General features: G+C 35.5%; 23 protein-coding genes and 1 pseudogene. 14 read left to right on the forward strand and 10 right to left on the reverse strand.

All coding sequences use genetic code 11. The features are described 5' to 3' along the window. Nucleotides 1–458 (forward strand): annotated as a pseudogene (locus tag AC3WRL_RS10655) (DUF3078 domain-containing protein); the annotation flags it as partial. 89 nt (nt 459–547) lie between these two features. Here AC3WRL_RS10655 and AC3WRL_RS10660 read toward each other — a convergent pair. From AC3WRL_RS10660 to AC3WRL_RS10670, 3 genes are all read right to left on the reverse strand, one after another. Further along, entirely contained in the window at nt 548–1768 is a 1221-nt protein-coding gene (locus tag AC3WRL_RS10660) for an MFS transporter (RefSeq protein ID WP_492330252.1), read from the reverse strand. 78 nt (nt 1769–1846) lie between these two features. Beyond that, nucleotides 1847–2695 carry a helix-turn-helix domain-containing protein gene (locus AC3WRL_RS10665; RefSeq protein WP_214824864.1) on the reverse strand — a complete coding sequence of 283 codons (849 nt, stop codon included), beginning with the start codon at nt 2693–2695 and terminating at the stop codon, nt 1847–1849. A gap of 197 nt (nt 2696–2892) precedes the next feature. Next, nucleotides 2893–3357, reverse strand: a complete 465-nt coding sequence (locus AC3WRL_RS10670) for an SRPBCC family protein (protein ID WP_214824861.1) — start codon at nt 3355–3357, stop codon at nt 2893–2895. Nucleotides 3358–3586: 229 nt separating this feature from the next. Here AC3WRL_RS10670 and AC3WRL_RS10675 point away from each other — a divergent pair, with 229 nt between their 5' ends. After that, on the forward strand, nt 3587–5395 hold the full coding sequence (locus AC3WRL_RS10675; RefSeq protein WP_492330253.1) for a hypothetical protein: 1809 nt from the start codon (nt 3587–3589) through the stop codon (nt 5393–5395). A gap of 129 nt (nt 5396–5524) precedes the next feature. Here the strand turns inward: AC3WRL_RS10675 and AC3WRL_RS10680 are convergent, their stop codons facing one another. After that, nucleotides 5525–6127 (reverse strand): FMN-dependent NADH-azoreductase, encoded by a 603-nt coding sequence (locus AC3WRL_RS10680; protein ID WP_492330254.1) that lies wholly within the window; start codon nt 6125–6127, stop codon nt 5525–5527. Between the two features lie 190 nt (nt 6128–6317). Here AC3WRL_RS10680 and AC3WRL_RS10685 point away from each other — a divergent pair, with 190 nt between their 5' ends. The 4 genes from AC3WRL_RS10685 to AC3WRL_RS10700 all read left to right on the forward strand — a co-directional run bounded on the left by AC3WRL_RS10685 (nt 6318) and on the right by AC3WRL_RS10700 (nt 9934). After that, nucleotides 6318–6689 carry a winged helix-turn-helix transcriptional regulator gene (locus AC3WRL_RS10685; protein WP_492330255.1) on the forward strand — a complete coding sequence of 124 codons (372 nt, stop codon included), beginning with the start codon at nt 6318–6320 and terminating at the stop codon, nt 6687–6689. Nucleotides 6690–6921: 232 nt separating this feature from the next. Beyond that, nucleotides 6922–7866 carry an aldo/keto reductase gene (locus AC3WRL_RS10690; protein ID WP_492330256.1) on the forward strand — a complete coding sequence of 315 codons (945 nt, stop codon included), beginning with the start codon at nt 6922–6924 and terminating at the stop codon, nt 7864–7866. Between the two features lie 147 nt (nt 7867–8013). After that, nucleotides 8014–9012: an aldo/keto reductase gene (locus tag AC3WRL_RS10695; RefSeq protein ID WP_251040443.1), complete on the forward strand. Its 999-nt coding sequence runs from the start codon at nt 8014–8016 to the stop codon at nt 9010–9012. 16 nt (nt 9013–9028) lie between these two features. Further along, nucleotides 9029–9934 (forward strand): helix-turn-helix domain-containing protein, encoded by a 906-nt coding sequence (locus AC3WRL_RS10700; protein ID WP_492330257.1) that lies wholly within the window; start codon nt 9029–9031, stop codon nt 9932–9934. 139 nt (nt 9935–10073) lie between these two features. Here the strand turns inward: AC3WRL_RS10700 and AC3WRL_RS10705 are convergent, their stop codons facing one another. Continuing rightward, a complete protein-coding gene (locus tag AC3WRL_RS10705; RefSeq protein ID WP_214824850.1) occupies nt 10074–10661 on the reverse strand; it encodes a YciE/YciF ferroxidase family protein in 588 nt (195 codons plus the stop codon). A 337-nt stretch (nt 10662–10998) separates the two neighbouring features. Between AC3WRL_RS10705 and AC3WRL_RS10710 the strand changes: the two genes are divergently transcribed. The 7 genes from AC3WRL_RS10710 to AC3WRL_RS10740 all read left to right on the forward strand — a co-directional run bounded on the left by AC3WRL_RS10710 (nt 10999) and on the right by AC3WRL_RS10740 (nt 18743). Beyond that, a complete protein-coding gene (locus AC3WRL_RS10710) occupies nt 10999–13143 on the forward strand; it encodes a catalase (protein WP_492330258.1) in 2145 nt (714 codons plus the stop codon). A 12-nt stretch (nt 13144–13155) separates the two neighbouring features. Next, nucleotides 13156–13305: a hypothetical protein gene (locus AC3WRL_RS10715; RefSeq protein ID WP_492330259.1), complete on the forward strand. Its 150-nt coding sequence runs from the start codon at nt 13156–13158 to the stop codon at nt 13303–13305. Beyond that, a complete protein-coding gene (locus AC3WRL_RS10720; protein ID WP_492330260.1) occupies nt 13280–13663 on the forward strand; it encodes a CinA family protein in 384 nt (127 codons plus the stop codon). The genes AC3WRL_RS10715 and AC3WRL_RS10720 overlap by 26 nt, the downstream gene beginning before the upstream one ends. A gap of 96 nt (nt 13664–13759) precedes the next feature. After that, the gene (locus AC3WRL_RS10725; protein WP_214824841.1) at nt 13760–14164 is read left to right on the forward strand and encodes a low affinity iron permease family protein; all 405 of its coding nucleotides are present in this window, start codon (nt 13760–13762) and stop codon (nt 14162–14164) included. Between the two features lie 113 nt (nt 14165–14277). After that, nucleotides 14278–15273, forward strand: a complete 996-nt coding sequence (locus tag AC3WRL_RS10730; RefSeq protein ID WP_492330261.1) for an aldo/keto reductase — start codon at nt 14278–14280, stop codon at nt 15271–15273. Nucleotides 15274–15482: 209 nt separating this feature from the next. Continuing rightward, the gene (acnA, locus tag AC3WRL_RS10735) at nt 15483–18254 is read left to right on the forward strand and encodes an aconitate hydratase AcnA (protein WP_492330262.1); all 2772 of its coding nucleotides are present in this window, start codon (nt 15483–15485) and stop codon (nt 18252–18254) included. Nucleotides 18255–18278: 24 nt separating this feature from the next. Then, the gene (locus AC3WRL_RS10740; protein WP_492330263.1) at nt 18279–18743 is read left to right on the forward strand and encodes an NUDIX hydrolase; all 465 of its coding nucleotides are present in this window, start codon (nt 18279–18281) and stop codon (nt 18741–18743) included. Between the two features lie 5 nt (nt 18744–18748). On the opposite strand, the gene AC3WRL_RS10745 is transcribed toward AC3WRL_RS10740, so the two are convergent. The 5 genes from AC3WRL_RS10745 to AC3WRL_RS10765 form a co-directional block, all read right to left on the reverse strand. Next, nucleotides 18749–19360, reverse strand: a complete 612-nt coding sequence (locus AC3WRL_RS10745) for an alpha-ketoglutarate-dependent dioxygenase AlkB family protein (RefSeq protein WP_214824832.1) — start codon at nt 19358–19360, stop codon at nt 18749–18751. Between the two features lie 60 nt (nt 19361–19420). After that, nucleotides 19421–19591 carry a lmo0937 family membrane protein gene (locus AC3WRL_RS10750; RefSeq protein WP_034684968.1) on the reverse strand — a complete coding sequence of 57 codons (171 nt, stop codon included), beginning with the start codon at nt 19589–19591 and terminating at the stop codon, nt 19421–19423. A gap of 147 nt (nt 19592–19738) precedes the next feature. After that, a complete protein-coding gene (locus AC3WRL_RS10755; RefSeq protein ID WP_214824831.1) occupies nt 19739–19981 on the reverse strand; it encodes a hypothetical protein in 243 nt (80 codons plus the stop codon). 14 nt (nt 19982–19995) lie between these two features. Next, complete coding sequence (locus tag AC3WRL_RS10760; RefSeq protein ID WP_214824830.1) at nt 19996–20223, reverse strand: glutathione synthase; 228 nt, start codon at nt 20221–20223, stop codon at nt 19996–19998. A 225-nt stretch (nt 20224–20448) separates the two neighbouring features. Beyond that, the gene (locus AC3WRL_RS10765; protein WP_214824829.1) at nt 20449–21219 is read right to left on the reverse strand and encodes an XRE family transcriptional regulator; all 771 of its coding nucleotides are present in this window, start codon (nt 21217–21219) and stop codon (nt 20449–20451) included. A 61-nt stretch (nt 21220–21280) separates the two neighbouring features. Between AC3WRL_RS10765 and dinB the strand changes: the two genes are divergently transcribed. Further along, entirely contained in the window at nt 21281–22444 is a 1164-nt protein-coding gene (gene dinB, locus AC3WRL_RS10770; protein WP_261512251.1) for a DNA polymerase IV, read from the forward strand.

Consider the following 22444-nt stretch of genomic DNA (forward strand, 5'->3'; position numbering starts at 1 on the left):
TAGGTGCCGGTTTTACTTACAGACCTAATGATAACTTTACCATGACCCTACGTCCAGCTAATGCAAGAGTGACATTTGTATTAGATAAAGATCTGCAATATGCCGGAACTTATGGATTAAAAAATGATGGAGATTCTTCATTATTCCAGTTCGGTTTCTTAGGAACAGCTATTTATAAACTGAAAATCATGGAAAACATCAACCTTACCAATACAGGTTCCGTATTTTCTAATTATTTAGATCATCCAGATCGATTGGTTCTTTCTTACAGTGGAATTTTAAATATGAAGATCAATAAATTCATTTCTACTAATATAACTCTAGACTTACTATATGATCACAATCAGATCAGAAGGACACAGCTAAAACAAACTTTAGGAGTTGGTTTTGCTTATAATATCGACAATGGTAAAAAACGCTCTGATAAAAAAGACAATCAGTCTTGGATGAAAAAATAAATGAGTCCATCAATACAAACAAAAAGACTAACCTTTCCGGGTTAGTCTTTTTTTATAAATCAGATGATGAGAAGTAGTTTAAAATCACCTTACTCATGACTGTTCTTTCGCATTACCAAAACCAAAATGGCAAGCATACCACCTACAGCACCGAATATATAAATAGACTGGTAGCTGAACCATCCGGCAATGATCCCGGCTATTGGACCTGCCAATCCTAAGGAAAGATCAAAAAAGGCTGAGTAAGCTCCTAAAGCTGTTCCTCTCATATGTGGAGTAACTTTCTTGATTGCCAAAACTCCCAGAGAAGGAAATACCAGGGAAAAACCTATTCCTGTAAGAGCACAACCTACAATAGCCATCCATCCTGAATGAGAAAAACCAATCAATAGCTGACCAATAATTTCAATAACAAATGAAACCAATGCAACCTTATAACCACCATATTTATCAGGGAAGGAAGAAAATAATATGCGGGTAAGAATATAAAAGCCCCCAAAACAGATAAATCCCAAAGAAGCATTACCCCAGTTTTTTTCAGCGAATAGTAAAGCGATAAAAGAAGCTATACAGGCAAATCCTAAAGAAGAAAAAGCCAATGCCAATCCCTGATCCGAAACCTTTCCTATTACTTTATAAAATGGAGTTCTTATGTGGGTCGGATCAACTTCAAGAGTCGGTAGTTTAGCGGTAGACAGCCAGCTTATACCTGATAATGCAAGAATCAATAAAAAAGGAACACCTGTTCCAAATCTATTTCCTAACCACATACTTAAAGGCGCACCTATAGCAATTCCTGCATACATTGAGATTCCGTTCCAGGTCATTACTTTACCTGATTTATGAGGTCCTACCAAACCAATTCCCCAAGTCAAGGCTCCCGTTACCATCATACTTTCAGATATACCGTGTATTATCCTTGAAATGATGAGTATCCCAAGTGCTATTAATGGAAAATGGACTGCGGAACTACCTATAATATAAAAGACTCCTGCAATTAAAACCAGAAATATCCCCCGGTGATTACTTATTTTAGCACCAAGTGTATCTGTAATTTTTCCAGCATAGGCGCGGGTTAATAACGTTGCCAAAAACTGAAGCCCCACCACAATTCCTACAATGAAAGTATCAAATTTTAATTCATTTTTGATTAATGGTGGTAATGCACCCAAAGCGATACCTATTGTAAGGTAGGCCGAAAATACGGAGACCACTATTGGAGCCAAAACTTTTGTTAGTGGGATTTTTTGTTCCTTAACAACAGTAGCATCTGGACCCTGAGCTACTGGATTTGTACTTTTACTTGCCATATTGCATCGTTTTTTTTAATTATTTTACGAGTACAAAAGTAAATTTGAAGAGCAGATCTGACGATAGCTATTCCATGGCTATAATTGGACAAATGATGGTTTTCGTTTTCGGAACTGAGATGCTGTAAATCCTGTTTTATTTTTAAAAAACCTGGAAAAATAGGCGTAATCTTCATAACCCAGTTCAAAGGCAATCTGTTTTATATCCAGATTGGTATAATATAATAGCCGTTGAGATTCAATAATAATTTCCTGCTGTATCCAATGGCTGGCCGCAAAACCTGTAATTTCTTTTACTACTTCATTCAGATAAAGAGGAGTTATATGAAGTTCCGATGCATATTCTTTTACCTGCTTCAATTGTTTATAATGCGTCTGAATCAATTGTTTAAACTGAAGTACAGTTTTATATTTCTGTCCGGCAATAATCTTTTCAGAATGTCGGTTCTCTATGAATACTCTAATAATAAGCCCTGTCAAACTATCAGAGAGTGAACTTATAAGGTTATTCTGAAAAGGAGCTTCAGGATTCTTTAAAATAGAATCAAAGACAGGAATAAATGAAAATAAATCACTATCTCTTGTTATTGAAGCTACCTGATTGGAATTAAGATAGGTATTATAGATCTCAAGATACGTTTTAGGGATTAATGCGGTTTCTATAAATACAAACCAACCTTTACAATTTTCATGTTTTAAATACCGATGAACCTGACCTGGTGCTACGTACAAGATTGATGTCCCAAATAATTCAATTTCACGAAAATCAAGTTCCCATAAAGAGTTACCTTCCTGTTGAACAACAAACATAAAATGCTCATCCCTATGTGGAATTTGTAATATTTTATCAGGCTTAACAATAGGGCAAATTTCAATACCAATAATGGGAAGCTCGTTTTTATGGAGTGGTATTGTAGATTTTACCATGGTATATTTATTAGAACGTTTATCAACGTAAATGTAATAATAATGCAGAAAATAATATACTAAAACAAAATTCTCCCATACTGCTTTTATTGTAAATTATAAAAAATTTCAATCTTAAATCTACTATTGGTATAAAATAGGATAAAAAAAGCTTCATCTATTTTTTTATTTTAATCCAGATTAAAAAATAGGATTAACTATTTATTCTGATTAAATAATCTTTCTAAAACCTGAAAACGATAATCAAAAATATGCTCAAGTTTCTTTTTAACAAATAAACCATGTGCAATTTCTCCTAAAAATCCCATAGGAAGTTCATAATCGATAGTATCTCTTATCAGTACTCCTCTTTCATTAGGAATAAATTCATGAAAATGATTCCACAATTTATAAGGTCCTTTTTTCTGAAAATCTGTAAAATTCTTTTGAAAAGAAACCTGGGTAATTTCTGTTTGCCAGGCCATTTTAACTCCCAATAGAGGAGAAACATAATAATCGATGATCATTCCTTCATAAATCTCATCATTTTCCAGCTTGGTAAGAACAATAAAATTCATGTCTTTGGGTGTAATTTCAGACAGATTATTAGCCGAAGAAAAAAAATTCCAGGCCGTTTCCAGATTACAATATAATTGTTGCTCACGCTGAAGCTGATGTACCATACTTTTCAAATTTTTATTTATTGATCCTTTAAAACAAAGTAAGGTATTACTTTCTAAAACTGTGTTTCTTTTTCATTTTTTTTACCTGATTTTTTTCATAAAAAATATCTTTTTAACTCCCTTTTAATATCATTATTCTCATATACTGTAAAGGTATACTTTAGTAGATAATAGTATAAGATAATTAAGGGTTTCAAACTATCTTTTCAAACTAATTTTATTAATAAAAATGAAAAATAAACCCTTACACAATTTTCATATTCCTGTGATGGGACTCGCCTATACCATAGACAGTCCGATACGGGTGGCACACTATGGAATTTCTTCTGTTATTTCTATCATAGATGATGAGATCATCGAAAAAATGAAAGACTTTTATAACAAAAAATTCAGTTTGGATTATCGCAGTATTTCTAATAAAACAGACGATTACCGCGCCAAAAGAATTACGGATTACCTAGATATGATGGATGATATCGTAAATGAAAAATTTGAAGCTTTTAAACAGGAACTTAGTAAAAATAAGGAAGTACTAAAGAACTTCATTGCAATGCTTCCTAACACTTCTGACCTTAAAAACGGACTACAAAGTTTTTTAAATCAAAAGGATTATCTCAGTTCGAGCATCAAACATTTTATTGAAACCAATCTGAAACCCGGAGGTATCGATGTTAATATCATGACCAAAGTAGACAAAGACAATTTCAGAAAAAACGAACAGCTCCCGGTTATTTATAATGATGCCCATGCTTCGCTGCGAGGATTTGCCAAGAGCAAATTATCATCATCAATGGTGCTTTCCGCTGGAATGAATCCACGATTATACAGTTATATCGAAGAGTTTGATGATTTTTTCCCCGATCAGAATGGTATTTTAAAGAAGAAGATCATTCTTAAGGTCAGCGATTTCCGTTCAGCAATGATACAGGGGAATTTTTTAGCAAAGAAAGGATTATGGATTTCTGAATATAGAATAGAATCAGGATTAAATTGCGGCGGACATGCCTTTGCAACCGAAGGTTTGTTATTGGGACCGATCATGGAAGAGTTTAAACAAAAAAAGAATGAACTTATACAGTCTGCACATACAATAATGAATAATGCTTTAGAACAGAAAGGCAAATATATTGTTGTACAGCCACTGGAAATGAAAATTACAGTTCAGGGCGGGGTAGGCACATCGGAAGAGCACGAATTTTTACTTGAAAATTACAATGTTGACAGCGTAGGGTGGGGATCGCCATTTTTACTCGTTCCGGAAGCTACTTCCGTAGATAAAGCAACCAGAGAGCTTCTCCTGAAATCAAAGGAAGAAGATTTTTATCTCAGTAAGATTTCTCCGTTGGGCGTTCCTTTCAATACTGTTCGTGGTACTTCCAATCAGCTTTTGAAAGATAAGAAAGAAGGGAATAAAAAATATGGAAGCTCATGTCCGAAAAAGTTATTAGCTCTAAGTAAAGAATACTCTCCGAAAGGTATATGCACAGCCTCAAAGAAATATCAGGATATTAAACTTGATGAACTTCAAATGGAAAAAAAAACCTTAACGAATGATGAGTTCAATAAAAGGAAAACCGAAATTACCGATAAAGCATGTTTATGTGTTGGATTGGTTAATTCCGCATATCTGGAACAGAACATAGAAATAAAAGGAGAGAAGCAAGGGGTTGTAATTTGTCCAGGTCCAAATCTTGCCTATTTCAATAAAGAAGTTTCATTATTAGAAATGGTCCAGCACATTTACGGTAATTCAAATATTCTACCGGACAACCGACGTCCGAATATGTTTATCAATGAACTTAAAATGTATGTTGATCATCTGAAAAAAGAGATCGCGGATTCATCTGTAGTTACTACTCATTCTCAGACAAAAAAATGGAACTCTTTTAAAAAGAACATTTTGGATGGTATTACTTATTATGAAGATCTTTTCAGTACTTCAATCTTTTTCAGGGATAAAAAAGAAGCCATACCTCTTCAATTACAGAAATACAAAATGATGGTTTTAGAAATTGAAATTCCTCAGGTCGGAAAATAAAAATTTACTGAATTTATTAAACACAAAGACGCCATTTATTTTACAAATATGATGTTAAGGCGCAAGGATAATAATCGAAATTCCTTTGCGCCTTTGCGTTTAACTAAAATCAAAGCTTAATACTTCAAATTAATCTATCACGATACTCTCAACGGCCTTCTGCATAGCGTGTTCCTGGACTCCAGGTACTTTTAAACCCTCAGCACGGAATACAGTAAGATCTGTCATTCCCAAAAAGCCAAGGAAAGCTTTCAAATAAGGAGCCACAAAATCGTTTTCTTTTCCAGGTCCTTCAGAATAAATACCTCCTGAAGACATGGCCACATATACTTTTTTTCCTGTTACCATTCCAATAGGACCATTTTCCCCGTACCCAAAAGTTACTCCAGCTCTTGTAATGTGATCGATCCACGCCTTTAGAGAGGAATGAATGGTAAAATTGATCAAAGGAGCACCAATAACAATGATATCCGCAGCCAATAACTGTTTAACAAGTTCATCAGAAAGACGGATAAACTCTTTTTGCTCTGCTGACATCTCATTGCCGGGTGTAAAGAATGCACGAAGAACTTCAGGACTGAGATGTGGAATTTCAATATCTACAAGGTTCAGTTCTTCCAATGTACTTCCTTGATATTTTTCCAGAATTTTCTCAACGATGGTATTTCCTAGTTTAATACTATAAGAACCTTTACCCTGAAGGCTTGACTTTAAGTGAAGAATGCTTTTCATAAAAATTTACTTATTTAATAATCCTTTTATTGTTACATGATGAGCTTATTCCGATTTCATTTTTTCCGTTTTAATAAAATGATTCTTTCGCTCAAATAATTAAAACAAATGTATAGCTACCGTATGGCGAAAAGAATAGACTTACCTAAAGGAAAGCGCTTACGTTGGGGTAAGTCATTATCTTTGTCTTATGAAAGACACCAATAAAGAGCTTCTTCTCAATAGTGAAGAATGTGCTGGCTCACTCAGAAATGTCCTCGATGCATTATATGTATTGAATGGAAAATGGAAGTTGGCTTTGATCTTGTCTTTGATTCAATCATCAAAACGCTTCAATGAGATTCAGCATGAAGTTACCGGGATATCTTCAAAAGTACTGGACAAAGAACTAAAAACTCTGGAACTGAATGGCTTCATTACCCGGAATGTATATCTTACCAAACCCATAACGATCATTTATGAAGCAACCGAGTATAGCATGACTTTAAAGGGTGTAATGGCGGAATTAAGTGTCTGGGGTAAACGGCACAGGGAAAAAATTAAAGAAAGTATGAGAAAGTAATCTTATCTGTTATACTATAAAATTAAATAGGATTATATTAATATTATCTTAAATAGTCCATTCTCCTACATTCTTCAGAAAATTTTTCCCTAAATTTATACTACTGAAGATGATTCTAAATCTTCAAACTATTCAGAAAACAAATTAGATCAACCGTCTTAAAGGTTTTCAATTGTGAAGTTCTGTGACTTTACATCAATTATCATTGCTAAAAAATTAAATTTCTTAATTAATGGAAAAAAGAATCATAAAAAATACAGATCTATCAATCGCTCCGATTAATTTTGGAGGAAATGTTTTTGGATGGACATTAGACGAACAGCAATCTTTTGATATCCTGGACCAGTTTACACAAGCTGGATTTAATTTTATTGATACTGCTGATACCTATTCATGGTGGGTAAATGGAAAAGGTGGCCAATCTGAAGAGATCATCGGAAAGTGGATGAAAAGCCGGGGAAATAGAAACGATTTGGTGATCGCTACAAAAGTAGGATCGGAAACTAAAGAACATGGTTTTGATATCAGTAAAAAACACATTCTGAAGTCAGTAGATGAATCACTAAGCAGACTTCAGACCGATCATATTGACCTTTACTATACCCATTTTGATGATCATACAACACCTGTGGAAGAGACTCTTGCAGCGTATGATGAGATCATTAAAGCTGGAAAAGTGCGTTATATCGCAGCTTCAAATTTATCTCCAGAACGGTTAACAGCATCTTTTGAGGCTTCGGAAAAATATAATCTCCCAAAATATGTTGCCTTACAGCCTCATTATAACTTATTGGAAAGAGAGAATTTCGAAACTAAATATGCAGAATTGGTTAAAAAATATGACCTGAGTGTTTTCCCATATTGGTCCTTAGCAGCCGGTTTTTTAACAGGAAAATACCGTAGTGAAGAAGATCTTTCAAAAAGTGCAAGAGGTGAGGGAGTCCGAAAATATCTTAATGAAAAAGGGGAAAAAGTATTAAAGGCATTGGATGAGATTAGTGCAAAGCATCAAGCTAATCAAGCTTCTGTTGCATTGGCATGGTTACTGGCTAATCCACTCATTACAGCTCCGATCGTCAGCGCCACAAGCCAATCTCAATTACAAACATTATTTAAAGCCACAGAACTTCAATTAAATAGTGATGATATCAATCTTCTGAATGAAGCAAGTAAATAAAAAGAAGCCTCTTAATGAGGCTTTTTTTATTCATTTTATTAAGATTCTATTCAGTATCCTTGGTTTACATACATTGTTCAGCGTTTTGCATACATCGAATTTCTGATTTCTAACGAATTTTGAATCATTAAAATCAACAGTATGAAAATGAATACAATACAATTAGGAAATCAGGGATTAATGGTTCCCACTATCGGTCTGGGATGCATGGGAATGACAGGCTTTGAGGATAATAACATGTATGGTGAAGCAGATGAAAAAGAAGCTATCGCCACTATTCACAGATCTTTGGAACTAGGAGGTAATTTTCTTGATACCGCAGATCTTTATGGTCCGTTTAAAAATGAGCAACTTATTGCAAAAGCAATCGGAAATAGCCGCAGTCAATATATTATTGCTACTAAATTTGGCTGGGAAATCGATGATAGTGGCAAAGTGACTTGGGCAATTAAAGGAAATAAAGATTACATAAAAAAATCAGTAGAACGTTCATTAAAGAATTTAAAAACAGATTATATTGATCTCTACTATATGCACAGGCTTGACAAAAACACTCCTATTGAAGAAACTGTTGGTGCCATGAGTGAATTGGTACAGGAAGGAAAAGTAAAATATATTGGCTTATCAGAAGTTTCTTCTGAAACAGTAAAAAGAGCCCATATGGTCCATCCAATTACTGCAGTACAAAGTGAGTATTCTTTGTTTGAACGTACGGTCGAAGAAAGAGGGGTGATTAAAACATTGCATGAACTAGGCGTAGGCTTTGTTCCTTATTCACCTTTAGGACGTGGCTTTTTATCTGGGCAAATCCGTTCTATAAATGATTTACCTGAGAATGATTTCCGAAGAGGAATCCCACGTTTTCAGGAAGCATATTTTCATAAAAATATTGAATTGGTAAATGCAATTGAAATGATGGCAAAAGAAAAAAATATTACATCTACCCAATTAGCATTAGCCTGGATCATCAGTAAAGGCTTTGTTCCTATTCCAGGAACAAAACGTAGAAAGTATTTGGAACAGAATATTGATGCAGCCAGCATCCGATTAACTGAAGCTGATCTTTTAAAACTGGAAAGTATAATACCGTTAGGCACTGACACCGGGGCTCCATATGATGAGTTCAGTATGGGACTTTTAGATTAATTCTTACATTTGTTCTATGAATGCCATTCAATCAATTTCTGCTTTTCATCGCTTACTATCTTTACCGGAACCAAAACATCCATTGGTAAGCGTTATCAATTTATCTGACAGTATTTTTCTGGAAGATGAGATATGGAAAGGCTTTGTAAACAGGTTCTATTGTGTTGCATTAAAAAGAGATGCAAAAGGAAAGATCAGATATGGCCAGCAGCATTATGATTATGATAAAGGAGTACTAAGCTTTACTGCACCTAATCAGGTGCAGTACTTAGACTTACATAATATGGAATGTGGTTCAGGCTATCTCCTGATCTTTCATCCCGATTTTCTATTGAAACATCCTTTGGCTTCTGCGATTACAGGGTATGGCTTTTTTTCTTATGCTGTAAATGAAGCTCTGCATCTATCAACAGATGAAGAAAATGATCTGATTGAAATACTCCAGAAAATTGACAAAGAATGCAAGCATATCGATCGCCATACCCAAGAGATCATTTTATCACAAATAGATCTTCTACTTAATTATTCCAACCGTTTTTATGAACGACAGTTCATTACCCGTAAAAATAACAATCATCAGCTGCTTGTTAAATTCGAGCGTTTCCTGAATGATTATTTTGATAATGATCAACCCTCAGATCGGGGTCTATTAACAGTTCACCTTATCGCTGAAGCAATGAATCTGTCTCCCAATTACCTCAGTGATCTTCTCAGGATTCATACGGGACAAAACACCCAACAGCATATCCATGAAAAACTAATAACTAAGGCCAAGGAAAAACTATCAACTACCAGTTTATCTGTTAGCGAAATTGCTTACGCTTTAGGGTTTGAACATGCTCAGTCATTTAGTACTCTTTTTAAAAAGAAAACAAAAATGGCTCCGATGGAATTCAGGGCTTCTTTTGGTATAGATCAATAGTCTATTCTTCATCCGTTTTTTAGGATAAAGGATCAACTTCGTTACGAGACTTTTTTATTGATGTGATCACACTTAAATTCAAAAAAAATTCCTCAATACAAGATTGAGGAATTTTACTTACGAAAACTTTTTATTCTTATTAATTCATCGCTTTCTTATTCAAAGCTGTGTCTGCAATGCTGGTAAGAAGTACATCACATTTTTTCTCTTCTCCCAATGTTTTAAGGAGTGCTCTAAGGCATTTATTCTGTTTCAAAACTTTGGCATAAGCTGCTAAAGTTCCGTAGGTTGCAATTTCATAATGTTCTACTTTTTGGGAAGCGGCAATAATACCGGCATCACGAACAGCACCTGGTTTTGTTTCCTCCATGATACTTTTACCCTCATCAAGCAATCCCTGCATGGCATCGCATTTTTTAGCCTGTGGTTTTTTACCCAGCGCAGCAAAACAATCCTCTAATCTCTTTACCTGCTCTTTAGTTTCAGCCAAATGAGCACCTATTGCATCTTTCAACTTTTGATCGGTAGCATTCTTTTGCATTTTTGGTAATGCTTTAGTCAATGCCTTTTCAGCCCAATAAATATCTTTTAACCCATCTTCAAACAAATCTTTTAATTCTTTTGCTGCATCTTTTTTCGCCGGAATCTTTTTTGCAGAAACAGATGTTACCTTACTTTTTGCAGGTGTTGTCTTTCTGGTACTTGGTGTTTTGGTTTTAGTTGCCATAAATAATATTTTTAATGATTTGTTAATAATTTATTAACCATAACAATAATAAAGCCAAAGATTTTTAAATAAAACATCATTTACTTATTAATACATTGGCGTGTTTTTTGGATAGCATATAATATATTTTCTACATTAATTAAAATAGCCACATCATTTTAACTGAAGAATAATTCTTGGGGAAAAATTTTCCTCAAAGACAATTGTTCTCGTTTCGCTAGCACATCTTACTTTTTGGCTTATACATGTAAAAAACATTTTGCAGAATCATAATATATAGATTTCATTTTGGTAATCTATAGGAAAATACAAATCAAACCATCAAAATATATATACAATGAAAGACCCTAAAAATCAAAAAGACCCCAAATTAGATCAACTTCAGAACCATACCACTGATAATACTGATCAGAATCTTACCACTAATCAGGGATTAAAAATCAATAATAATCAGGATTCATTAAAATCTGATGATCGGGGACCAAGTCTGCTTGAAGACTTTATCCTTAGAGAAAAGATCACTCATTTTGATCATGAAAGAATTCCTGAAAGGATTGTCCATGCCCGAGGTTCAGGAGCTCATGGCATATTTAAATTAAATAAAAGCTTAAAAAAATATACTAAGGCAAAATTCTTAGGAGAAGAAGGTAAGGAAACTCCTGTTTTTGTCCGTTTTTCCACTGTTGCCGGAAGCGCAGGGAGTACCGATTTAGCGCGTGATGTAAGAGGTTTTGCTATTAAATTTTATACAGAAGAAGGTAATTATGATTTAGTAGGTAATAATATTCCTGTATTTTTTATCCAGGATGCTATGAAATTCCCTGATCTTATTCATGCCGTAAAGCCTGAACCCGACAATGCAATTCCACAAGCTGCTTCAGCACATGACACTTTTTGGGATTTCATTTCGTTAATGCCGGAAAGCATGCATATGATTATGTGGGCAATGAGTGACAGGGCAATCCCGAGAAGTTACAGGATGATGGAAGGCTTTGGGGTTCACACCTTCAAATTTATTAATGAAAAAGGAAAAATGCATTTTGTGAAATTTCATTTTAAGCCTAAACTGGGAGTTCATTCTGTAGCTTGGGATGAAGCCACAAAAATATCTGGAAAAGATTCAGATTTCCATAGAAGAGATTTATGGGAAGCTATTGAAAATGGAGCATTTCCGGAATGGGATTTTGGTGTACAGATCATCCCTGAAGAAGATGAACACCGATTTGATTTTGATTTGTTGGATCCTACAAAATTAATTCCGGAAGAAGAAATACCGGTGGAACTTGTAGGTACTTTAACACTCAACAGAAACCCAGACAATTTCTTTGCTGAAACAGAACAGGTTGCTTTCCACCCGGGACACCTGGTTCCTGGAATTGATTTTACCAATGATCCATTATTACAAGGAAGATTATTTTCCTATACAGATACACAATTATCGAGGTTAGGATCTCCTAATTTCCATGAAATACCTATCAACAGATCCATCAATACGGTTCACAATAATCAACGGGACGGACATATGCGCCAGCAAATTGTAAAAGGCAAGGTAAGTTATGAACCCAATACTATGGGTGGAGGCTGTCCATTTCAGGCCATGATGAAAGACGGTGGATTCTCTACACAAAGTGAAAGGGTAGATGGCAGTAAAATACGCGCCAGAAGTCAAAGCTTCGTAGATCACTATTCCCAGGCTAAATTATTCTATAACAGCCAATCTGTTGATGAAAAACGACATCTTCAAAATGCCATTATTTTTGAATTATCTAAGGTCACTATTCCTGCCATCCGTGAAAGAGTGGTTGGACAATTGGCTTTTATTAATAAAGATTTAGCTTCTACGGTAGCAAAAAAAGTAGGAGTAGAGGTTACCAAACTGAAACAGCCTAATGGAAGTATACCCGCAGATGCCAATCCTAAAACATTACAAAGTCCTGAAAAAGAACCGCTGACAAAAAGTTCTGAGGCACTAAGTATGGCCAATACCGTGAAAGATACGATAAAGAGCCGTGTCATCGGTTTTATGATGGAGAATGGGGTGAAAGCAGATGACGTAAAAACATTACAATCTAAGCTTCAAAGTAAAGGAGCGGTAGTTCAGATCATTTCCGGAAACTTAGCTCCTGTTAAGGCGGATGATGGGACAATTTTTGAGCCTAAACATTCTCTTACAAGTACGTCCAGTGTATGTTTTGATGCCCTTTATGTATGCAGTGGTAAAAAATCGGCTGAAAATTTAATGAACGAAGATAATCGACCGGGAACGCTGCTATTTGTTAATGAAGCTTATAAACACTGTAAAGCCATTTACTTTGGAAATGAAACAGATTCAGTTTATCAGGCAAGTCATATTAAAAGTAAAAAACATGACGATCCTGCTGTTATTACTGCTGAGAACAAAGATGCCGATACCCGATTCATCAAAGCAATTGCCAATCATCGGGTTTGGGAATTAGAAAAAGAAAGAAATAACCCAGCTTAAAACTTGATTAACATGCAACTTCAACAGACTTTACTTGATTATATCAGCCAATCTTTACTTACGATCAACGAAACCGTTTCAGTTGCTGAAACGGTTACATCTGGTTTTTTACAATTTTCGTTTTCACTTTTCACAAATGCAGAATGCCTCGTTATTTTATAAGGGTGGACTTACTGCTTATACGTTAGAAGAAAAAGTAAAAATCTTAAATGTTGACAGAAAAGAGGCTGAAGAATGTGATGGTGTATCACAAAAAATTGCCAATACAATGGCTCTTAGCGTAGCCAAATTATTCTCAACACAATGGTCAATAGCCATTACAGGATTTGCCACACCAAGTCGATATTCGGATTATAATCTTTTTTCTTTTTTCTCAATTAATTATAAAAATGAAATTGTTCTTTCCAAAAGAATAGAATTGCCTTATAAAACTTCAGCAATGAAGGCTCAGCTGTATTATGCTGAATTTATATTAGGATGCTTTAAAAGCAAATTGAACCAACAATTGATATTAAAGTAAAATGTATAACAGCAGACCTAACTCTCTAACAAGATGAATAAATTCCCTTTTCATTAATCATGATGAAATATTAATTCATCTTTCAAACTTATTATTATGAAAAATATTATATTAAACAAAATCACAGATCAACCCATACGTTTTACAGGAACTGTCATCGCATTTATTGTAGTCGGAGTATTGGTTCTTGTATGGGGTATCCTGGGATCTGTCTTTTCTTTCTCACCCACCTGGAGAATAGCCATCAGTACAGGGATAACCTTAATTACCTTTTCAATGATTTTCTTTACTCTAAAATCGCAAAATAATGATTCAAAAGCAATGCAGATAAAATTAAATGAATTGGTTAAAGCCCATGAACAGTCAAATAACCGGATCGTTGACATAGAAGATCATACAGAGGAAAAATTTCAAAAACTATATGAGAAAAGAAGAAAAATTGATTCAAACCAAACTCGTTTGAAAAACGAACAACATGCTTCTAATCATCGTTACAAATAAGTTTTATCCTTTTTAAGGAATCAAAATAATTACTGATACCGCAATTATAATTGTTTATAAATGCATGATGTTTGCTTATTATAAAGTAGCCAAAATTCAAAAAAAAGTAAAATATGAAAACGGATATTCTAACAGAAAAGTACAAATTAGGATTGGGAGGAGTAGCTATAGGAACTGCTTTTGCGGCTATTACGGACCATGAAGCGCACAATATTCTGCAGAAAGCATGGGATCTGGGGATACGTTATTATGATACATCACCCTGGTATGGATTGACTAAAAGTGAAAGAAGGTTTGGCAAATTCCTACAGGACAAAGACAGAAATGACTTTGTCTTTTCTACAAAAGTAGGTCGGTTATTTAAAGAAGTTCCTGAATCTGAAGTTCCACCTACCATGTGGAAAAAACCACTGAATTATGATTTCAAACATGATTACACAGCCGATGCTATCAAAAGATCGATAGACGACAGTCTTGAGAGAACAGGATTGGATCGAATCGATATTGTGTATATCCATGATCTATCAGAAGATCAGGTAGGAGACCGATATCCATACTATCTGGAACAGGCTAAAAAAGGAGCCTTTAAAGTACTTTCAGATCTTCGTGATCAGGGAATTATCAAAGCATGGGGAATGGGAGTCAATAAGATTGAGCCTATTTTAGACTGCATAGAAGCAGCAGATCCGGACATCTGTCTTTCTGCCACACAATATTCTATTTTAGAACATGAAGATGCTGTAGACCGATTATTTCCGGCCGTAAAAAAAGCTGGAGTACAATTAGTTTCCGGAGCTGGATATAACTCAGGTTTTATAGCGGGTAGAGATCGTTACAATTATAAAGATGTTATTCCTAAAGGAATGACTGAAAAACGTGATAGGATAGCCGAAATAGCAAAAAAATACGATACAGATATTATTCATGCTGCTCTGCAGTTTGTTTTAGCTGCTGATGAGTTTGCTGCTATTATTCCCGGAGCCAGTAAACCGGATCAGGTAAAGGATAATATGAATGGATTAAATGCAGTTATTCCACCTGACTTCTGGAATGAATTAAAATCTGAAGGCCTCATTTATGAAAAAGTCCAAACTACTGATTATCAATAGAATTTTAATTTTAAAATAATACCAAGCTTCCTATAATAGGAGGTTTTATATTGAAGCAAAGAAGATATCATTGCATCAGTCATTAAGTAATTACTTGTTCATAAATAGAATAAAAAAAAACAATCTTTTTTATAGTGTTAATATATCCTAATGTTCATTCATCATTTCTTTTTTTGGGGTAACTTAGAGGTATTATTAAAACAACAGAAATGAACACCCCAAACGCAAAATCTGTACAAGAGCTCACTATTGATGGAAAATCTTATCACTACAGTTCTTTAAAAAACCTTCCGGAAACTGTGGATCATCTGCCATTCAGCATTCGTATTCTTTTAGAAAATGTACTAAGGAATTATGATGGTTTTGGTATTACAAATGAACATATAGATACCTTACTCCAATGGACACCTGCTCCTAATGATAAAGATATTCCATTTAAACCCGCCAGGATTTTAATGCAGGACTTTACAGGAGTACCGGCAGTGGTAGACATGGCCTCTTTGCGTTCAGAATTTGTGAGACAGGGAAAAGACGGACAAAAGATAAACCCTGCTATTCCTGTGGATCTGGTTATAGACCATTCCGTTCAGGTAGATTATTTTGGAACCGATTACTCTTATGATAAAAATGTAGAACTTGAGTTTGAAAGAAATAAGGAGCGGTATGAGGTTCTAAAATGGGCTCAACACGGACTGAATAATTTCACCGTAGTCCCTCCCGGAATGGGGATATGCCATCAGGTTAATCTGGAATATTTAGCAAAAGGAGTCATCAGCAAGGATGAGTGGCTTTTCCCTGATACTTTAGTAGGAACCGATTCTCATACCCCAATGGTGAACGGAATTGGAGTGATTGCATGGGGTGTTGGTGGTATAGAAGCAGAAGCAGCCATGCTGGGACAGCCTATTTTCTTTACTTGCCCAGAGGTTGTAGGTTTAAAACTGACAGGAAAAATTCCGGATCATTGTACCGCAACAGATATGGTACTTTCTATTACTAAAATTTTAAGAGATAAAGGTGTTGTAGGCAAGTTTGTTGAAGTTTTTGGTGATGGGCTGGATCATTTAACAGTAACTGACCGTGCAACGATTTCCAATATGTCACCTGAATTTGGATGTACTGTTACGTATTTCCCTATTGATACGCAGACTTTGGAATATATGCACGCCACCAACCGTTCTCCGGAACAGATCAAAATTGTTGAAGAATATTGCAAAGAAAATCTTTTGTGGAGAACAGGAAAAGAAGAAATCAAATACTCTTCTGTAGCAGAACTTGATCTATCGACTTTAGAACCTACAGTATCCGGTCCTAAGCGTCCACAGGATAAGATTTTAGTTAAAGATCTCAGTCAGAGATTTTCAGAAGTTTTAAAGGATGAACATCACCGTAATTACGAACCTATCTCCAAACGAACAGAATATGCCTGGCTAGCTGATGGCGGGTCAGGAACAGAATTTACTTTTGGTAAAGTCCCTATTGAAGGCGAGATCCATTCAGAAGTCATTCAGGATTCTTTGCGAACCGTAAGGATTAAACAAAATAATTCAGAATTTGTATTGAGTGACGGAAGTATTGTGATTGCCGCTATTACCAGTTGCACCAATACATCAAACCCTGCTGTTATGGTAGGTGCCGGACTTTTAGCTAGAAATGCCATAGAAAAAGGACTTAGGACAAAGTCATGGGTAAAAACCTCTCTGGCACCAGGCTCTAAAGTAGTGACCAAATATTTGGAAAGATCGGGTTTAAATACAGATCTTGAGGCACTTCGTTTTCATACCGTCGGTTATGGATGTACTTCATGTATCGGAAATTCAGGACCACTTCCACCTGCTATTGCAACAGCGGTTGATAATGGAGAACTAGTGGTAGCCTCCGTATTATCCGGAAACAGAAATTTTGAAGCAAGGGTACACCCACAAGTGAAAATGAACTTCCTAATGTCCCCGATGTTGGTGGTTGCTTATGCTTTGGTAGGGCACGTGGACATTAACTTAATTACAGACCCTCTGGACTATGATCCAAACGGACAACCTGTTTATTTAAAAGACATCTGGCCTTCAAGGGAAGAGATTCAAAAAACAATTAATGAATGCATGAAACAGGACGACTTTGAAGAAGTATATAATGTGATATTCGATGGTTCGGAGGATTGGCAAGACCTGGAAGTTAATCTGGATCAGAATTTTGAATGGAACAAAAACTCAACGTACATCAAAGAGGCTCCTTTTTTTGAAAACATAAAAGCTGATCCTGATGTTGTAACCGATATAAAAAATGCAAGAGTTCTCTTATACCTTGGAGATTCCGTAACCACCGATCATATTTCACCTGCCGGATCATTTAAAGAAGATTCTGCTGCAGGAAGCTATTTGAAGAGTAATAACGTGAACAAAGAGGATTTTAATTCCTATGGATCCAGAAGAGGAAATCATGAAGTAATGATGCGTGGAACTTTTGCCAATGTAAGGATAAAAAACAAAATAGCTGATAAAGAAGGTGGATATAGCCGTTATTTACCAACAGGAGAGGTTAAAACCGTCTTTGATACAGCGATGCAATATCAAAATGATCACACCCCGTTGATTATTTTAGCAGGTAAAGAATATGGCTCCGGTTCTTCCCGTGACTGGGCAGCAAAAGGTACTTTTCTACTCGGAGTAAAAGCCGTAATTGCTGAAAGTTTTGAACGTATTCACAGGAGTAACCTTGTTGGAATGGGCGTTGCTCCATTGGTTTTCAATGATGGAGAAAGTGCATTATTATTAGGATTAGATGGAACAGAAACGTATACCATTACTGGCTTAGAGGAAAATTTAACCCCTCATAAAATGCTTAATGTAAAAGCTGTTCATCCATCTGGAAAAGAAACCGTATTCACGGTTAAGGCCAGACTGGATTCGGCAATAGAAATTGAATATTATAAAAACCAAGGGATTTTACAATATGTTTTGAGGGATTATTTAAAAAATAACTAATCTCCGGAATCAGGACTACACGATATGAAAACAAGTGCTGGCATCTTACTATTTAAAAAGGAAAATAACGATCTGTTTTATTTTCTGGTTCATCCGGGAGGTCCCTTCTGGAAGAATAAAGATAATGGTGCCTGGTCCATTCCCAAAGGCGAAATAAAACAGAATGAAGATCCTTTGGAACGGGCTCTTGTAGAGTTTAAAGAAGAAACCGGACAGTCTGTAAAAGGAGAATTCATCGAATTGTCTCCGATCCGGCAGAAAGGAGGGAAAACAGTATATGCCTGGGCTGTAGAAGGCAATGTAGAAACAGCCCGGCTTTTCAGTAATTCTGTAGAGATAGAATGGCCGCCAAGATCAGGAAAACTTATTGAAATACCGGAAGTAGATCAGTGGAAATGGTTTGGTTCGGAAGAAGCGAAGATCCGTATTAATATAGCACAAGCAGGATTATTATCAGAATTGGAAGAACTAATAACAAAAGAAAAGTAAGATTCTTACAGCTCTTTAATTAATCGAAAAGTGAGATTGATCCGGGGTTGCATCGGTTTTACTGATTTAGCGATCCGATGTTCCCAATGAAGCTGTAGGTCACCTTTCATAATCAGTAATGAGCCGTGTGAAAGGGCTAAGCTGTATTTTACCTGATGATCATCAAATTTACGGAAATCAAAATTCCTGACCTGCCCCAGACTAAGGGAAGCAATCACAGGTCTGTTACCAAATCTACTATCTCTATCCCGGTGCCACGCTACAGAATCGTTCCCGTTACGGTATAAGTTTAACAATACAGAATTGAATGTATATCCTGAAAAATGCTCTAAACGGTTTTTTAGTGCCAGTAATTCAGAAGTCCATGGATTGACCACAACACGGGTTCCACTCAATTGATAGGCTTTGCCCTCATCTCCATACCATGCCGTCAGACGGGGAGTCAGAACCTCTTTGTCGTACATCTTCTGAGTAGTCTGTATCCATGGAGTGGTTTCCATTAAAAACGCTTTAAGCGCTGTCGCTTCGTTTTCCGGTAAAAAATCATCTGTATATTCCAGTAACTCCTGTGGAAACTGATAATATTCGTCTGCATCAAATAAACTTAGCTGATCCATGGTAAAAATTATCCTTTATTGCAGGGTGATTCTGTCTGCAATAAAGGATATTAATATTTTTTAATCAAGAGGTTTTCTGCCTGAAATAATATTGTAAAGAACTACAATAATGGCAATAACCAATAAAACATGAACTAAATAACCTGTACTGATTCCCGGTATGATGTTTAACATTCCTAAAAGCCAAACAACAATACAAATAACTGCTACTAACCATAATAAACTTCTCATAATTGTAATTTTTTTTAATTATTATTAATTAAGATAAAGCATACTTTATGCTTCGTATGATAAACAAATGCTGTTTACGTATTACTTCAAATATTCTTTGTCGATTGAGAATACCTGTAAAATAATCAGTGTAAGCAAGAAACCCTGCTACCTGTTTTTATCCTCAACACCGTCTTTTCTAAAACTGACCACCTCATATTCATCATCTGAGCAAAACTTTTTGCAACTTTCGTCACTAAAGGTTTTTGGGCTGTCCATAAAAGCTTTAATATGCTTTTGACTTTCGTCAGTATTAGCTGGCGTAATGATGATGTGATAATCCTTTAACACTGTTTCATCAGCTTTTTTTAAAGCCTCTTTTTTATGTTGAACCGCTTCATTATATTTCATATCACCTATATTTATTATTTTTCAAAAATAATTCTGCCATCAAATGGCTCACTCCAACTTATAAAAATACTATCCTCGAATCTTCTGATGATAACCTGTATAACTTCATAGCTTCCATCTTCATTTTTTTTCTCTACCGTTAAATCAGAACCTTCTCCAATTTCTCCTTTTTTATATTCAACCTGATACAGGTTGTTATCAGTCGGTACAAAATCTTCTTTATGTAAATCTTGATGTGCCATAATAAGTTAGAATTTGATTGATATAAAGAATAAATTGTGCCATTTTACTCAAAAACATTATTTATTTTCATATTTAACATCAAATATTTATGGTATTATTATATTAAATAAAATTTTGACGAACCAGGTATATCTCCTGATAAATTTGATATTCAAATATTTACAACAATTCCTTTTAATCCTTTTAGTGGATTTATCAACTGTGGATTTTTATCCGAAAATTTATTACAATTCCGAAAATTTTTTATTCAAATCTTTAATATCTTTCCGTAATTCCAGAAACATATCTTTCACATTTTGGGTATTATTTTCAGTTTCAAATTCCTGGGTAGAAATACTACAGGCATATTCCCAGATTTCCAATACATCACTCAGAAGAATGTCATATGGCTCATAAAACGGATTATCAGCACCGACATGAATTGTATTTTCTTTTCTGGATTTAAATCTTTTATAGGTAATACCATCATTCAGCGTTACGAAAATGTATGTTTTATCAGCTTTTAGATCTTCTGTTTTTTCAATATATTTTCCGACAATATAAGCGCCATCTTTAAAAGGGGGCATAGAATCTCCTTCTACAGGAAAAGCCCTATATTTTCCATTCGTAAGAAAGGGTAACGAAATATTCTGCAGGCTTTCGATATAACCGGGATCTGTATATCCGGACAGATATCCCATCGATGCTTTTTGAGGAATGATTTCAATACTGTTATTCCCGGATTGATCTACTACAACAGGAAGTACAATTCTGTTATCAGGTAAATTAACAATATCATTCAAGGGGTATTTTTTGAGATCTATGGTGACCATCAGATCAATACTTATCCTGTAGTATCTGGATATTTTAATCAATAATTCTATTGGAGGCTGTGAAGCACCATCTTCATATTTGGCATATCGACCACGGGTGATTGATAAGTGATCCGCTACCGCTTGTTGAGATAATTTTAATTGATCTCTCAGATACCTGATGTTTTCTGCTAAAACTGACATTGCTATAAATTATAGCAACAAATATAATCATTTTGATATAAATTGTAACTAATTTTGTTCCGTGGAACGATCGATTGTACATATGGACCTGGATACCTTTTTTGTGTCCTGTGAGCGTCTTAATAATTCAGAACTTAACGGAATCCCCCTGATCATCGGAGGTGGGGACCGTGGAGTAGTAGCATCATGTTCCTATGAAGCAAGAAAATTCGGCGTTCGTTCTGCAATGCCTATAAGAATGGCACTTAAACTCTGTCCCGATGCTAAAGTAATCCGTGGAGACCATGAATTGTATTCTAATTTATCTCATTTGGTAACAGAGGTGATCCAAAGTAAAGTTCCGGTCATGGAGAAGGCGAGTGTTGATGAATTTTACCTTGACCTGTCCGGAATGGATCAGTTTTTTGGATGCTATCAATGGACGAAAGAAATTGCTGCTGCGGTAACCAAAGAAACAGGTCTTCCGATCAGCTTTGCCCTATCCAACAACAAAACCGTTTCAAAAATAGGAAGCGGGGAATCTAAACCTGAAGGAAAACTGCAAATAGAACCTCAGAATATGCAAGGATTTCTCAATCCTTTATCCATAAGAAAAATTCCGATGGTGGGCAATGCTACCTTTCAGCTTCTTTCGAGAATAGGCATCCGTACCATCCATACTCTATCCGACATGCCTGTCCTGGTGCTGCAGCAGATGATTGGTAAAAACGGAATTGAACTATGGAAAAAAGCAAATGGCATTGATGAAAATCCGGTCATTCCTTATTCGGAAAGAAAATCGATCTCCACAGAAAGGACTTTTTCAAATGATACCATGGATATTATCTCTTTAAAAGGATTAATATCAGGAATGGCAGAGCAGTTGGCTTATCAGCTGCGGAAGGAAAAATGGCTGACTTCAACGGTAACTATTAAGATCCGGTATTCCAATTTTGATACAGAAACCAAACAATGCAAGGTATCCTATACGTCTGCGGATCACACGCTTTCACGGGTTGCCCTGGAATTATTTCAAAAAGCCTATACCAGAAGAATGCGTCTTCGTTTGGTAGGTTTACGCTTCACAGGACTGGTTCATGGAAATCACCAGATGGATCTTTTCGAAGACACTGAAGAACTGATGAACCTGTATCAGTCGATGGATTACATCAAAAACCGTTTTGGAGCACAAGCTGTCGGCAGGGCTTCAGGGTTTGATTTAGAAAATAAAAACAGATTACTCTAA

This window comes from Chryseobacterium sp. FW101-FHT12H09 (assembly GCF_058790395.1).